A 14,409-nucleotide genomic window follows, 5' to 3' on the forward strand; every position below is an offset into this window, starting at 1 on the left:
GGTTACAGCTTCTCCAATTTGAATTCAGCAGACTTTTTTTCATATTCGAGAAATTTACCTGTAAGTGGTTGAATAAATTCTACGTTATATGGTTTGTCTGCCATTTTTTTGCGAACGTCGCGAACGTCGCTTGCTTCAAGATAGAGTGTCTCTGTTTGCTCGCGTACCGGGACCTCGTCTCTTGATTCTTGATACAATACTTTATAAATCATGGTTCATACTCCTTCCAGAAAAATGTTCTACAAATCATTATATATGAAATGCTGATCTTTTTCACTGTCTAGCTCTGTTTCTGCGTGAATTCAAAAGATTTGATTGTCATTTTTGCCAGTTTGAATTTAGCTTTAACAAGCAATAAAAAATCATACCCGATTTACGAAAATAGTCCTCGGAACTGATATAATGAATTGGGAAAAAGATTCTAAATGCTGTTATGCGTGTTGGATTGGCCTAATCGTCTTATTCAACAGAAGGAGGATTATACGTTTGACGAAGCCTAAAATTGTTTTTTTTGATATTGATGATACTTTGTACGATCAGAATAAATCGGTTCCGGATTCCACAGCGGAAGCGATTAATAATTTACAAGAGCAAGGAATAATTACTGCGATTGCAACCGGTCGTTCCCCGTTCATGTTCCGAGCATTGCGTGAGCAATTAGATATTCACTCTTTTGTCAGTATTAACGGCTCCTATGTCGTTCACAATGACGTGCCGGTGTACACGAATCCATTAGCTTCTGATGTATTGGATGCACTCGTGTCACAGACTAGAGAAATTGGCTGGTCGCTGGCATTTGTAACTGAAGAATTGTTGAAAATGGATGGCGAAGCTGATAGCAAGGCACGGATAAGCATTGAAAGCTTAAAGCTCCCGATTTCCTTTCCTGAAAGTGATCCCCATTTTTTTGAACACCACGAAATATATCAAGGTTTGCTTTTTTACTCAGAGAATGATGATGCGCGCTTTCTTCAAAACGCACCGTTTAATCAGTTTCGTTATGTACGCTGGCATCAATACGGGGTGGATGTTATTCCAAAATTGGGATCAAAAGCTGAGGGGATCAAGCAGCTGTTAAACAAGCTGAATCTTACACCTGATGAAGCTTGTGCTTTTGGCGACGGTAATAATGATGTTGAGATGCTTTCTTATGTGGGTACCGGTATTGCAATGGGGAACGCAGTTGAAAAAGCTAAAAAATCTGCGGATCTTGTGACCACTCCGGTTCACCAGAACGGAATTTATAATGGATTAAAGCAGATTGGCCTGTTGTAATTTTATTAGTAAACAAAGAGGATCGCAAAACGCGATCCTCTTTGTTTGTCAAACATTTAATAAATATCTTTTTCCATGACGTGATCCGGAATTTTAAACGGATCTTCTTTATTAATCCGATCATAGAAGAGAATACCGTCCAAATGGTCAATTTCATGCTGGATTGCAATTGCAGGATAACCTTTAAGACGAAGCGTAACAGGCTTACCATCAATATCGAATGCCTTAACTTTGACTCGAGCATGACGCGGTACAAAGCCCGGCACTTCACGATCAACAGATAGGCAGCCTTCACCGCCCTCCAAATAAGTGTTTTCAATTGAATGGCTGATGACTTTCGGATTAAAGAGCATGTATTCATAATGCTTGCCGTTTTCATCATCCAAGTACAGTGCAATTATCCGTTTGCTGAGTGCAATTTGAGGGGCAGCTAACCCGATCCCCGCGCGCAGTCCATATTTTTTAGCAACTTTTTCATCCTGACTGTTTTTCAGAAATTCCAGCATCTGTCTCACTGTGTTTTTTTCTTCATCCGTTGCCGGGAGGGGAACTTCTTTCGCAACTTGTCTCAGAATGGGATTTCCTTCCCTAATTATGTCGTTCATTGTAATCATGAATTAAGTCACTCCTTCAACCAATTCAATAAAGCGTCGAAAATGTCTGTTCACTTTATTTCTAATCTGTTACTAGTGTATCATTAATAATTCCTAATGTTTACTCTCCTGTTTTGATTTGTGCTTTTATTTCTAAGAAGGTATGAAATAACCGTTAAACCGTTACGTTTGACTTCATTGAATGACATATTATAAACTAAAATTAGAAAAGAATGATGGATTGATCACATATCTACGGAGTTATTTATCCACTTTTGATTGAAGATGAATTGAAGGCGTGAATGATGAAATAGTTATGTTGAGAAATCTTTATCGCTGTAAGCGCTTAAGTGATATATGTCTCTTTTTAAGATCGCAAGAAAACACGCATACTGATGGGAAGAGGTGAGGGACTTGCCTGTGAATTATTCTGGAAAGATCGAAGACTTTTTTCCAACGTTACGTATTCTTAACGTGCAAGGGCATGTCGTAGACAATCAAAGAAAGCCTGAAATGACTAATGACCAATTACGGGAACTAATGCGGCGTATGGTCTATACGAGAATCTGGGATCAGCGTGCGCTTTCATTGAATAGACAAGGAAGGCTAGGATTTTATGCACCTGTGGCCGGTCAAGAAGCGTCAATGGTTGCCAGTCAATTTGCAATGGACAAGGGAGATTGGCTGCTCCCTTCTTATCGTGATATTCCACAGCTTGTTTGGCATGGCCTCCCGCTTTATAAAGCGTTTCTTTATTCGAAAGGACATTTTGAAGGCGGACAATATCCGAAAGAACTTAATGCAGTTATGCCCCAAATCATTATTGGAGCCCAGGCAACACAGACTGCAGGAATCGCACTTGGTTTAAAGAAACGCGGAAAATCACAAATTGCGTTTTGTTACTTTGGCGATGGCGCGACGTCGCAAGGCGATGTTTATGAAGCAATGAATTTTGCTGGCGTTTATAAGGCACCGGCTGTGTTTATCTGTCAAAATAATCGATTTGCTATTTCTGTACCAGTGGAAAAACAGACGGCAGCAGAGACGTTGGCACAGAAGGCCGTTGCTGCCGGAATCAGAGGTATTCAAGTTGACGGAATGGACCCGCTTGCTGTCTATGCTGCGGCAAAAGAAGCACGTGAGCATGCAATTGCCGGAAAAGGACCGACATTGATTGAAACACTAACCTATCGTTATGGACCACATACGATGGCCGGCGATGACCCGACACGATACCGTACAGATGAATTAACAAATGAATGGGAGAAGCAGGATCCGCTCGTTCGTTTTCGCCTATACCTTGAGCAGCAAGGGATCTGGTCGCGTGAAGATGAAGAACAAACGTCAGAGCAGGCAAAAAAAGACGTGGCAAAAGCACTGAAACAAGCGGACGGCGTTCCAAAGCAAAAAGTTACCGATTTGCTTGGCAATATGTATGAAAAGCCAACGCAAGCTATTAAAGAACAGATTGAGCAGTATAGTGCGCGGGAAGGGGATCAGCGATGACACAAATGACGATGATCCAAGCGATTACGGACGCTATGCGAACGGAACTTCGCAATGATGAGAATGTACTTGTATTTGGAGAAGACGTGGCGAAAAACGGCGGTGTTTTTCGAGCAACGGAAGGACTCTATGACGAATTCGGCGAGGAGCGTGTTTTTGACACACCTCTAGCCGAATCTGGTATTGGAGGACTTGCACTTGGGCTCGCGCTGCAAAACTATAGGCCAATCATGGAGATCCAGTTCTTTGGGTTTGTATTCGAGGCAATGGACAGTGTTGCCTCGCAGCTTGCACGTTTGAGATATCGGTCCGGCGGTATGTATCACGCGCCGGTTACGGTTCGTTCGCCATTTGGAGGAGGAGTGAAAACCCCGGAACTGCATGCGGATAACCTCGAAGGACTTTTCGCGCAATGTCCCGGTCTAAAGGTTGTTATTCCATCAAATCCTTATGATGCTAAAGGTTTGCTGATTTCTGCAATTCGCGACAACGACCCTGTTATTTTTTTGGAACATATGAAGCTTTATCGTTCGTTCAGGGAAGAAGTACCTGAAGATGCATATACAATTGAAATCGGCAAAGCCAAAATTGTCCGAGAAGGAAAAGATATCTCAATTATTACCTACGGAGCAATGGTGCGTACCGCATTCAAGGCGGCTGAGCAACTAAGCAAAGAAGGCATTGAATGCGAACTAATTGATCTTCGGACAATCAGTCCGCTGGATACGGAGACAATAACGAATTCAATTAAAAAGACAAATCGAGCAGTTGTTGTACAAGAAGCCCAAAAACAGGCGGGTATTGGGGCTCAAGTGATTGCGGAAATAAATGATCGGGCATTGCTTCACCTTGACGCACCGGTGGGAAGAGTAACTGCTCCGGATTCCGTTTTTCCTTTCGCTGCTGCGGAGGATGTCTGGCTGCCGAATGAAAAAGATATTATAGACAAAGTGAAAGAAACAATAACCTTCTAATCCTTTTATATAAGCATCTGTCGAGATACCACATCGCGCAAGAGACGGATCTTTTCATTACTGCCGCAACGTGAATGTGCAGAGGTATTGTCTTTTAAGAAAAATGGTTACGCAGATATATTGTTCGAGGAAGCGAAAGGAGTGTGACGCCGTTGACCTACTTGTTTAAATTACCGGATATCGGTGAAGGGATTCATGAAGGCGAAATTCTTAAGTGGTTCGTAAAACCAGGCGATATGGTGCATGAGGATGATCCCTTGGCAGAGGTCCAAAACGACAAGGCAGTTGTTGAAATTCCCTCTCCGGTGAATGGAACGGTTCTGGAATTAAAGGCTGAGGAAGGCCAAGTTGTTGAAGTAGGAACAGTCGTTGTTACACTTCAATCTGATGAAGAAGGTGCTGAATCTGTTGATGAAAGCACTGCTCCTAATGAGGAAAATGTTCAACATTCAGCTGTAGAAACCGAGCGAGACGAAATAAAGGTGAATCGTTCCGGTAACACAGATGGCAGCAATCGTGTCATTGCCATGCCGTCCGTTCGAAAATATGCAAGGGACAAAAATATTGATTTGAATCAAGTAAACGGGACCGGTCGGAATGGTCGGGTACTCAAAGAAGATATTGATCAATTTCTCATTGCTCCGGAGGAAAAAGAGGAGACAACTCCATCGCTTCAAACAGAGGCCATTGACGAGAGCAGTGAGGGGCATCAGACTTCACCTGACGTTAAGAGGAGTGCTTTGGAAACCCGTGAACGATTCAGCGGTATTCGAAGGGCAATTGCGCGAGCAACAACACACTCGATGCAGAATGCGCCGCATGTCACAATTATGGACGATGTAGATGTAACGAAACTTGTTGCACATCGCAAGCAATTTAAAGAAGAGGCACAGGATCTTGGCGTAAAATTAACCTATTTACCGTATATTGTAAAGGTGCTTGTTTCCGCGCTGAGGGACTTTCCGGTGTTGAATGCCTCACTTGACGAAGAGAACCAGGAAATAATCTATAAACATTACTATAATATCGGCATTGCGACTAATACTGATGCGGGGCTGGTTGTTCCGGTGATCAAGCATGCCGAATCAAAATCGTTGTACGCGATCGCAACTGAAATTCAGCAGTTTGCAGAAAAAGCGCGTAACGGTAAATTGACTTCTGAGGATATGAATGGCGGAACCTGTACGATTTCAAATATTGGTTCAGAAGGCGGCCAGTGGTTCACTCCTGTTATTAATCAGCCCGAATCCGCTATCCTTGGGGTCGGAAGAATTTCTGAAAAAGCCATCGTTCGCGATGGGGAAATTGTTGCTGCACCTATGCTTGCTCTGTCTATGAGCTTTGATCACCGTCTCATCGATGGTGCGACTGCTCAGAGGGCAATGAACAAAATAAAAAGGCTGTTATTCGATCCGCAACGCCTTATTTTGGAGGGGTAGAGATGGTAGTAGGGGAATTTACAACAGAAGTGGATACGGTTGTCATTGGTGCTGGTCCCGGCGGTTATGTCGCGGCTATTCGAGCTGCCCAGCTGGGACAAAAAGTTATTGTCATTGAAAAAGAGCACGTTGGAGGTGTCTGCCTGAATGTCGGCTGTATCCCTTCAAAAGCATTGATATCAGCGAGCCATCGCTTTGAACAAATGAATCACTCTGAGACCTACGGCATTAAAGCTGAGCATGTAACTGTTGATTTTCTTAAGGTTCAGGAGTGGAAGGGCTCGGTCGTGGAACGGTTAACTGGTGGTGTAAAAGGCCTTTTTAAGGCACATGGTATTGAACTCGTTGAGGGCGAAGCTTTGTTTGTTGATACGGATGTTGTGCGCGTGAACCATGGCTATGAGTCTTCACGATATAAATTTAATCATTGCATTATTGCTACAGGTTCGAGTCCAATCGAAATACCTGGTTTTAAATGGAGTGACCGAGTCCTTTCATCAACTGGAGCACTTGCTTTAAAAGAAGTTCCTAAGAAAATGGTCGTTATCGGTGGCGGTTATATTGGTATTGAATTAAGCTCGGCATTTGCCGGATTTGGCACTGAAGTCGTTATTCTTGAAGGAACCCCATCCATTTTGCCGGCATTTGAAAAGCGGTTAATTGCTCCGGTGAAAAAGAAACTGAAACAAAAAGGAGTGACCATTTACACGAATGCGCTTGCCAAAGGCGTAGAAGAATCGGCAAGTGGTGTTTCAGTGACTGCGGAAGTGAAGGGCAAAGCACAAGTTTTTGATGCGGACTATGTGATGGTGACTGTTGGGCGACGTTCAAATACAAAGGACCTTGGTTTGGACTTGGCAGGCATCGAGTTGGCTGAGCGCGGATTAATCAAGGTTGATAAACAAGGCAAGACGACGAATGATAAAATTTACGCAATCGGCGATATTGTAGCAGGCTTAGCCCTGGCTCATAAGGCATCATACGAGGGAAAAATTGCTGCTGAAGCAATAAGCGGAGAGGCTTCCGAAGTTGATTATCATGCCATGCCGGCCGTCGTTTTCTCGGATCCTGAAATTGCTTCTGTTGGATTATCTGAGGAGGAGGCAGTTAAAGAAGGTTATGAAGTGAAAGCCGGACAGTTCCCGTTTGCTGCAAATGGGCGTGCACTCTCACTTGGCGAATCGGACGGTTTCTTGAAGATCGTTTCCCGTGCTTCAGACGGGTTGGTACTCGGCGCTCAGATTGTCGGTACAAACGCAAGCGATATGATTGCAGAATTCGGCTTAGCGATTGAATCAGGAATGACCGTTGAAGATATCGCGTTAACCATTCATGCACACCCGACATTAGGTGAAATTGCAATGGAGGCAGCGGATGTGGTGCTCGGACATCCGATCCATATTGCAAAATAAACAGATATAGTTTACGGCCTGGGTACTTTTGCACCCAGGCCGTTTTTCATCCAGTGTATCTTCAAGAAACCGTGACTTCGGAGCATGTTCGTGCCAATGTATAAAGCGGCTTTAATGTTTCCGTTTGTTCTTCCAAATAATCGGCTAGCTCATCAATGTTTTTCTTAATCGCTTCATTCTTTGGAATGACAACGCCGCAAAGTAATTCCGCCTTTTTTACCGTTTTCAGGCGAAGAAACATTTGACTCAGTTTTTCTTCATTAAGATCATGGTGAAGGCGATATTCATCTTTCATATGATCTGCAGACCAGGCATAATGGGCCGGTGTTTTTCTCATAAGTTCTGGGACCTTGCTGAGCAACGCTTCACCGAGGCGAGCTTTATCAGGATATTCCTCAATGACTGCCAGCCAGAAGAAGAGGTGCGTCGGCCAAATACCAAATTGGAAATGGGGATATTTTTTGTATCCGCGTTTGTCCTGCGCGAGTGCCAGCCAAGTGCTGTCCGGTGGATTAACCGTTCGGCGTGCATGACGAGCGATATGCGGATAAAAAGGCATTTCTGCATCGGCACTTTTATTCAAATACGGAATCACTCGATCGGCGATCATACTGAATTTTGGCTGCACATTTTCACGAATTGCGTGCATTCGGTTTTCCAAACCGGGCAAGCTCATAAGTTTAAATTCTTGCTCTGTAAAGCCATTTTGTGACATCATATCCACTCCTTTTGCGGGTGATCTCTTTTCATAGTGTACCACAGTCCCGCATGCAAAAATGGGTTTGTCACTTTTCAAGAACCGTCAATTTTATGGCAATACGCACGGTCTTTCAGCATAAACTAAAGAAAACAGTATCCATCGTTCAGCTAAGTACAGTATTGAAACAAAGAACCCCCTTTTTGAACTAAAAATTGAAGGGATGTGGCATCCGCCATGAAACAGATTAGTCAGACTCTGAACAGGAAGGATGCGGAAAGAAGAATTCCCCAAGTGCGTATTGCAATTGATCGGGAGCTGACACTGCTGCATAAAGCGCTGATAAAAAAGGATGACAAAACAATTCATCGATGCAAACAGAAGCTTGAAGTTCTTCGTCGGGAAATGTTGCTTCTCGAAATATAATTAATAGACAGACCTGTATTTATTGATTTAAATAATAAACAAATTCAATGACATGATCACCGCTGGCCGAAGCGGTGATTTTTCTTTTTTTTATTAAATGATGTACTATTATTTTAATGAACCAAATGCAAGCATCAGAAGAACGTGCAGGAACGGAGTGACAACAGATGGTAAATCGAGACTGGACAGTTCTTGGAGAAAAAGTGACCAGTTGGATCAATGAAGCAGCGGATCAATTACGTGCGTCATTATCCAAACCGCTTGAAGTCAGTGAAAAAAGTGCTCATAACGATCTCGTAACGAATATGGATCGTTCGATTGAACAATTTTTGATCGGAAAAATCCGAGCGGATTATCCTAATGACAAGATTATTTCTGAAGAAGGTTACGGAGACGGGGTAAAAGATAAACGTGGTGTTTTATGGCTTCTCGATCCGATTGACGGCACCTTGAATTTCGTAATGCAGAAGCGATTTTTTGCTATATCGATTGGCATCTATGAAAATGGAAACGGAAAAGCAGCGTTCATTTATGACGTTATGGCTGATGAATTATTTCACTGCATCACTGGAAGCGGTGCCTATCAAAATACAAGAAAATTGTCTGCTCTTACAGACATTGCAATTGACGATGCGCTGATTGACCTCAGTCCGACGTGGTTGAAACCAAATCGGAGAATTCACGAAGAAATAATGACTGAGATTGTCAGGCGCAGCAGCGGAACCCGAGCATACGGTGCAGCATCTCTGGAACTCGCTTATGTTGCAGCAGGTTATTTGGATGCCTACTTCACAATGCGACTCTCACCGTGGGATTATGGGGCGGGCTTAATACTCTTGACGGAAGTCGGTGGCCTTTGCTCTAGAGCAGACGGCAGCCCTATTGATATTTTGACAAAACAATCTGTGCTTGCCGCACGTCCTGGTCTTCATCAGTATATGTCCGATCATATTCGTGAACAAGTGAATCAGGGCAGATTTATTAAAGAACCTGAATAATTTTGTATCCTGTTACTGTTTGTTTTCGTCATTTTTTTGTTGCACAGCCTTTAGCAGAAAACCGAGCCACATGAAAAGAATGACGGCAAATGCGCAAAGCAGAGTAAAAAGCGGACGTGTGAAGATCATTCCTGCAACGATTCCGACCAAACTCATAGCTACAAGAAAAATAAGCAAATATATTGATATACGGAACATGTGATCACCTCATAAAGATATGATAAAGCGTATTAGGAAAAAGCACAAAGAAAACAAATAAAATGAAATTAAATTTCGATGGCAACAGAAAAAATTGACAACTAACGGTTTCTTGTGAGAGAATAATTTGCATGTGTATGTTTCGGCTATCTCACGCGAAGCGATTGGATATTATGAGGAGAGTAAAGAATAAATGACAAAATTTAGGGAAGAATTGCGGAATATCGCGATTATCGCACACGTCGACCACGGAAAAACCACTTTGGTTGATAAATTGTTGATGCAATCGGGAACTTTCCGTAAGAATCAGCACATTAACGAACGCGCAATGGACTCGAACGCAATTGAACGGGAACGCGGCATTACAATATTGGCGAAGAACACGAGTCTTTCTTACAAAGACCATACAATAAATATTGTGGATACGCCCGGGCACGCCGATTTTGGCGGTGAAGTTGAACGAATTATGAAGATGGTAGACAGCGTTCTTTTACTTGTTGACGCTTATGAAGGATGTATGCCGCAAACACGATTTGTATTGAAGAAAGCCTTGGAAGAACATCTGAAGCCAATTGTTGTCGTCAATAAGATCGATAAGCCAATGGCAAGACCTGCTGAAGTTGTTGATGAAGTTATTGACTTGTTTATCGATCTCGGTGCTAATGAAGATCAACTGGAATTCCCTGTTGTGTATACATCAGCTGTAAATGGTGTTGCGGGTACAGATCCGGAACATGTTGATCAGGATATGAGTGTTGTTTTGGATATGATTCTGAAATATGCACCTGCTCCGGTTGATAATCGTGACGAAAGCTTGCAGTTCCAAGTTACGATGCTTGATTATAACGACTATGTTGGCCGTATCGGGATCGGCCGTATTTATCGCGGCAAGATTAAACTTGGTGAAGAAGCTGTTTTGGTTAAAGATGCTGGAAAAAGTGTTGAAAAGTTCCGAATCACTAAGTTATTCGGTTATCATGCTCTGAAAAGAACAGAAATTGAAGAAGCATGCTCCGGAGATATTATCGCGATTACCGGTGTTTCGGATATTGATATTGGTGATACGATCAATGATGTCGACAAAGTGGACCCGCTGGCCCCACTGCGTATTGACGAACCGACCTTAAAAATGACCTTTCTGCCTAACACGAGTCCATTTGCGGGTCAGGAAGGCGATCATGTAACGAGCCGGAAGATTGAAGATCGTCTGATGTCTGAAATGGAACGTGATGTCAGTCTGAAAGTTGAATCCGCATCTGACTCTCATGATTCTTGGGTAGTGTCTGGACGAGGCGAACTTCATTTGTCCATCCTGATTGAAACGATGCGTCGTGAAGGCTATGAATTGTCTGTCTCGAAACCAAGCGTTATCACAAAAGAAGTTGACGGAAAGCTATGTGAACCTTATGAAGATGTTCAAATCGACGTACCTGAAGAATATTTAGGCGCAGTCATTGAATCAATGGGCAAACGTAAAGCTGAATTGAAAGACATGAGGCAGGAACAACCAGGACAGACACGTCTGACTTTCATAATTCCTTCTCGTGGCTTGATTGGCTATAACCGTCAGTTCATGGCCGATACACGCGGTTATGGAATTCTGAACCATACGTTTGATCACTTCGCACCGTTCATCAAAGAAGAAATTGGCGGACGCCGTAATGGTGTGCTCATTTCAATGGATCAAGGTCAGACAACTGCTTATTCTCTGGCGGCTCTTGAAGATCGCGGTGAAATGTTTGTTGGTCCTGGTGTCAATGTATATGAGGGCATGATCGTTGGTGAACATAACCGCGAAAGCGATTTGACGGTAAACGTAACGAAAGCAAAACACGCATCCAACGTACGTTCTTCCAATAAGGATCAAACGGTAACGTTGAAGGAAGCACGTAAATTGTCTCTTGAAGATTCACTATCCTATTTGAATGATGATGAATATTGCGAAATTACACCGAAGAGTGTGCGTATGCGCAAAAAAATTCTGAATAAGGGTGAACGTGAACGTTTCGAAAGACGTGGAAGCAAAATTCCTAAGTTTAATGGCTGATCTTCAAAACTTAAAACATAAAAAACGGCTGCGACTTTTAGTCGGCACCCAACAAAGAAGCATCAAGGAACATTCAGATTGGGCAGTCGGCAAATGTCAAGGAACGTATAAAAAAAACGGACAATCGGCGTAAAGCTGTTTGTCCGCTTTTTTTTCAGGCGAAGAAAATTTAGCGTTTTGCCTTGCTGGTACGACATTAAGGTCATAAGATCCGCGATTGGGTGATCAGGTTAGAGGCCAATCTGAGAAATAAACGGAAAAATTCCGCTTATCGAATCGAAAAACGTGAAAATGGAGGGCTTTTCTGTGCATAAGCGGAAAAATTACCCTTATTTACCTGTAAAACAGGCGCCATGATGCAAATAAGCGGAAAATCTCCGCTTATTTTACTCGTGTGCGCCCGGCATGGACGACAGCTTGGCGGTGAAAGTCCGCTATAGGCTTGGCAGTAGGGACTGTTAGCTAAAGGTAAGGGGTCCATTGTGAGGAGGAATCTGAAGGAAGCCGGAGGCAAAGCTAGGCATTGATCATGATGAATCCTTGAAACTGGCGGCGAGCCGAAAGGGATACTGGCGTCTTTCTCAGAAAAACGATGCACCGGGCTGTGACGAACAAAAAGCTCACTTGTTGGGGTATGAAAGATTGGCTTCAACAGTATGAGCGTCTGCACGCAAGCTAAGGAACCGCCGTATACGGATCCGTACGTACGGTGGTGTGAGAGGTCGGAGAAATTATCTCCTCCTACTCGATTAGTTAATTAAGGTTCAAAATGATTTGTTAGAAAACTTGCCGATTGGCAAGCCTTGGCGCAGACAGAGGCTTGGTTACGCTTACGCTCGTTTCTTTTAAATGTTGACTTATACTTTCCTACCAGTGTGAAATAGAAATGTCTGTTCAAGCACAGTAAAAACCGGGCGATTTCTGTCCGGTTTTTCTAATGAGGGGAGGATTAAGCTGTAAGGGTGACTGCCTCTATTATTTCTTTTCTATATTATGCATTTACAATTGGTCCGCAATTTGTGAATTGAAAATGATCAATTTCAAACTTTTCATTCTTTTGATTTATAACTTTGTGAACCATTTGTCTGCTTTCGATAAATTCATCGGTAACGATCACAAAAAATTGCTTGTCTCCTTTCAACACCAAATAAAATTCCTTATCTATATTTTTCACGTTGTTGATTATGTTAGGGATTCCGAATGGCGCATCAGTCAAAAATCCTACTAAGTTATCAATTATTTTTTCCTGTTTCGTATTCTTCTGAATTCCCATCAACGTATGAATTACGGCATTTGGATATTTTTCCCGCACAACCTTATCTTTTATTACTTTTTTTCTCTTCCTGCCGTATTGAGACAGGGTAATTGATTCCCTAATTATGGATTTTTCCAAACGTTCTTTATCGTCTAATAAATAATCAACACTAATGCCAAGTAAGTTTGAAATTAATTTTAAGTTTTCAACATCTGGAATGCCTTTGTCTGTTTCCCATTTTGTAACAGCCTGGCGAGATACCATCAGCTTGCTTGCCAATTCCTCTTGAGTAAGTCCACCCGCTGCTCTTGCCTCTTTAATTTTTTCACCTAAAGTCATAAAGTACTACCTCCTTAAATCGAACGATTCGAGCATTTAACTTGCTACACGTTCATTGTACTATGGAATTAATTTTTATTAAGAAACGCTTTGTATCATCTTTGCAACGTTGCGTAGCATTCCAAAATTAATATTTGGATGCCTACGCAAAGGTGAAAGGTGGCGGCATGGCAGAACTGACTGGGCACGAAGAACAGGCTCTGGCGTCGACTGTTTCCTTACCACGGGGAAAACACCTACCGAAATCAATGAGTCATTGTTCACGCTCCAGACAAGGGCAGCCGAAATTAAGTGCAGCAGGTAGAAGTCTATTATAGCTGTATTGGTGTGATTGTACTTCTGGAAATGAACGAAAGAAACAGCATACGCCATAGACCCAATTGACTATGGCGTATGCTGAACAAATACTTCTTTATTGTGGACGTAGCTTATAGCGCAAACTTTTTCTGTTCTCATCATAATTGACTGTTCTTTAATCAGGAACGTTTGCTTTTCTTTTTCTCTTCGCTTATAGGAAGGTGCAACGTAAACTTTCCGGTCGCCCAACGAGCGCGGGTCCGTTCGCCAATTCTTTTGTTGCACGAATCACAGAGATACGTATGAATCGGCCGATTTTTGAGCCGCTTAGCGATCGCGGATTGATTATCGATTTGACAGAGCTTTTCACATAGAGCGCATTTAACTTGCATGAAAAAACCTCCTTGGAGATAGTATAGCAGGTTTTGGTATAGTTAGTGAAGTACGGCAGGCTAGAGCCGTGTGACTAGTTGATCATATACAAAGGTGAATTGTGATTAATCTTGCATTTTAGCATAACAGAGGGTAAGATAAAATTTAGGCAAGCAATTGAGACAAGGGGGGAGCAGAATGTCAGTCGAAATAAAGATAGGCAAACGAGAAAAAGCCTATGAATTGTTGCAGGCCGACGCACAGAAAATTCTGAAGCTGATAGGAGTGCAGATGGATAATTTGACTATGCCCCAATGCCCCCTGTATGAAGAAGTATTGGATACTCAAATGTTCGGTTTGTCCCGGGAGATTGACTTCGCGGTTCGCCTCGGTCTTGTGCGTGCAGATGAAGGCAGAGAATTGTTGAGCTCACTTGAGCGACAGGTTTCCGCGCTTCACGAAGCATCGACACAGAAATAATATCAAATTGCTCAAACTTGCAGCCAAATCGTTGGGTGTAGTTTGGGCTTTTTTGTCTGCCGAACATTGAAATAGTGCCAGGTACCAGATGTGTTGAGCTG

General features: G+C 42.7%; 15 protein-coding genes. 9 read left to right on the top strand and 6 right to left on the bottom strand.

Translation table 11 applies throughout. The annotated features are described in order from the left end of the window. Nucleotides 1-2 precede the first annotated feature (2 nt). Complete coding sequence (locus NOM01_RS02345) at nt 3-212, bottom strand: DNA-dependent RNA polymerase subunit epsilon (protein WP_255746088.1); 210 nt, start codon at nt 210-212, stop codon at nt 3-5. A 274-nt stretch (nt 213-486) separates the two neighbouring features. Between NOM01_RS02345 and NOM01_RS02350 the strand changes: the two genes are divergently transcribed. Further along, nucleotides 487-1,275, top strand: coding sequence for a Cof-type HAD-IIB family hydrolase (locus NOM01_RS02350; RefSeq protein WP_255746089.1), 789 nt, complete (start codon nt 487-489; stop codon nt 1,273-1,275). Between the two features lie 56 nt (nt 1,276-1,331). Here NOM01_RS02350 and def read toward each other — a convergent pair whose 3' ends face one another. Continuing rightward, nucleotides 1,332-1,889, bottom strand: a complete 558-nt coding sequence (gene def, locus NOM01_RS02355) for a peptide deformylase (protein ID WP_255746091.1) — start codon at nt 1,887-1,889, stop codon at nt 1,332-1,334. 393 nt (nt 1,890-2,282) lie between these two features. Between def and pdhA the strand changes: the two genes are divergently transcribed. From pdhA to lpdA, 4 genes are all read left to right on the top strand, one after another. Further along, the gene (gene pdhA / locus NOM01_RS02360; protein ID WP_304654741.1) at nt 2,283-3,374 is read left to right on the top strand and encodes a pyruvate dehydrogenase (acetyl-transferring) E1 component subunit alpha; all 1,092 of its coding nucleotides are present in this window, start codon (nt 2,283-2,285) and stop codon (nt 3,372-3,374) included. Further along, complete coding sequence (locus tag NOM01_RS02365; protein ID WP_255746095.1) at nt 3,371-4,348, top strand: alpha-ketoacid dehydrogenase subunit beta; 978 nt, start codon at nt 3,371-3,373, stop codon at nt 4,346-4,348. The genes pdhA and NOM01_RS02365 overlap by 4 nt, the downstream gene beginning before the upstream one ends. Before the next feature lie 152 nt (nt 4,349-4,500). Beyond that, entirely contained in the window at nt 4,501-5,787 is a 1,287-nt protein-coding gene (locus NOM01_RS02370; RefSeq protein WP_255746097.1) for a dihydrolipoamide acetyltransferase family protein, read from the top strand. 2 nt (nt 5,788-5,789) lie between these two features. Further along, entirely contained in the window at nt 5,790-7,199 is a 1,410-nt protein-coding gene (lpdA, locus tag NOM01_RS02375; protein ID WP_255746099.1) for a dihydrolipoyl dehydrogenase, read from the top strand. A 61-nt stretch (nt 7,200-7,260) separates the two neighbouring features. On the opposite strand, the gene NOM01_RS02380 is transcribed toward lpdA, so the two are convergent. Further along, nucleotides 7,261-7,914: a YktB family protein gene (locus NOM01_RS02380; protein ID WP_255746101.1), complete on the bottom strand. Its 654-nt coding sequence runs from the start codon at nt 7,912-7,914 to the stop codon at nt 7,261-7,263. A 219-nt stretch (nt 7,915-8,133) separates the two neighbouring features. On the opposite strand from NOM01_RS02380, the gene NOM01_RS02385 reads away from it, so the two are divergent. Then, the gene (locus NOM01_RS02385) at nt 8,134-8,322 is read left to right on the top strand and encodes a hypothetical protein (protein WP_255746102.1); all 189 of its coding nucleotides are present in this window, start codon (nt 8,134-8,136) and stop codon (nt 8,320-8,322) included. Nucleotides 8,323-8,489: 167 nt separating this feature from the next. After that, nucleotides 8,490-9,320: an inositol monophosphatase family protein gene (locus tag NOM01_RS02390; RefSeq protein WP_255746103.1), complete on the top strand. Its 831-nt coding sequence runs from the start codon at nt 8,490-8,492 to the stop codon at nt 9,318-9,320. A gap of 12 nt (nt 9,321-9,332) precedes the next feature. On the opposite strand, the gene NOM01_RS02395 is transcribed toward NOM01_RS02390, so the two are convergent. Further along, a complete protein-coding gene (locus NOM01_RS02395; protein WP_255746106.1) occupies nt 9,333-9,518 on the bottom strand; it encodes a hypothetical protein in 186 nt (61 codons plus the stop codon). 193 nt (nt 9,519-9,711) lie between these two features. Between NOM01_RS02395 and typA the strand changes: the two genes are divergently transcribed. Next, complete coding sequence (gene typA, locus NOM01_RS02400; protein WP_255746108.1) at nt 9,712-11,565, top strand: translational GTPase TypA; 1,854 nt, start codon at nt 9,712-9,714, stop codon at nt 11,563-11,565. A gap of 991 nt (nt 11,566-12,556) precedes the next feature. Here the strand turns inward: typA and NOM01_RS02405 are convergent. Both NOM01_RS02405 and NOM01_RS02410 read right to left on the bottom strand, forming a co-directional pair. Next, on the bottom strand, nt 12,557-13,159 hold the full coding sequence (locus tag NOM01_RS02405) for a helix-turn-helix domain-containing protein (RefSeq protein WP_093671705.1): 603 nt from the start codon (nt 13,157-13,159) through the stop codon (nt 12,557-12,559). A gap of 476 nt (nt 13,160-13,635) precedes the next feature. Further along, complete coding sequence (locus NOM01_RS02410) at nt 13,636-13,848, bottom strand: YlaI family protein (protein WP_093671707.1); 213 nt, start codon at nt 13,846-13,848, stop codon at nt 13,636-13,638. 178 nt (nt 13,849-14,026) lie between these two features. On the opposite strand from NOM01_RS02410, the gene NOM01_RS02415 reads away from it, so the two are divergent. Further along, a complete protein-coding gene (locus NOM01_RS02415) occupies nt 14,027-14,308 on the top strand; it encodes an Fpa/YlaN family protein (protein ID WP_093671709.1) in 282 nt (93 codons plus the stop codon). Nucleotides 14,309-14,409: the final 101 nt, after the last annotated feature.

This window comes from Sporolactobacillus sp. STSJ-5 (assembly GCF_024385605.1).
Taxonomy (GTDB): Bacteria; Bacillota; Bacilli; order Bacillales; family Sporolactobacillaceae; genus Sporolactobacillus.

Coding starts and splice junctions, on each gene's coding strand:
- NOM01_RS02415 (WP_093671709.1), top strand. CDS start 14,027: ATGTCAGTCGAAATAAAGATAGGCAAACGAGAAAAAGCCTATGAATTG.
- NOM01_RS02390 (WP_255746103.1), top strand. CDS start 8,490: ATGGTAAATCGAGACTGGACAGTTCTTGGAGAAAAAGTGACCAGTTGG.
- NOM01_RS02395 (WP_255746106.1), bottom strand. CDS start 9,518: ATGTTCCGTATATCAATATATTTGCTTATTTTTCTTGTAGCTATGAGT.
- NOM01_RS02365 (WP_255746095.1), top strand. CDS start 3,371: ATGACACAAATGACGATGATCCAAGCGATTACGGACGCTATGCGAACG.
- typA (WP_255746108.1), top strand. CDS start 9,712: ATGACAAAATTTAGGGAAGAATTGCGGAATATCGCGATTATCGCACAC.
- def (WP_255746091.1), bottom strand. CDS start 1,889: ATGATTACAATGAACGACATAATTAGGGAAGGAAATCCCATTCTGAGA.
- NOM01_RS02345 (WP_255746088.1), bottom strand. CDS start 212: ATGATTTATAAAGTATTGTATCAAGAATCAAGAGACGAGGTCCCGGTA.
- NOM01_RS02410 (WP_093671707.1), bottom strand. CDS start 13,848: ATGCAAGTTAAATGCGCTCTATGTGAAAAGCTCTGTCAAATCGATAAT.
- lpdA (WP_255746099.1), top strand. CDS start 5,790: ATGGTAGTAGGGGAATTTACAACAGAAGTGGATACGGTTGTCATTGGT.
- NOM01_RS02405 (WP_093671705.1), bottom strand. CDS start 13,159: ATGACTTTAGGTGAAAAAATTAAAGAGGCAAGAGCAGCGGGTGGACTT.
- NOM01_RS02385 (WP_255746102.1), top strand. CDS start 8,134: ATGAAACAGATTAGTCAGACTCTGAACAGGAAGGATGCGGAAAGAAGA.
- NOM01_RS02380 (WP_255746101.1), bottom strand. CDS start 7,914: ATGTCACAAAATGGCTTTACAGAGCAAGAATTTAAACTTATGAGCTTG.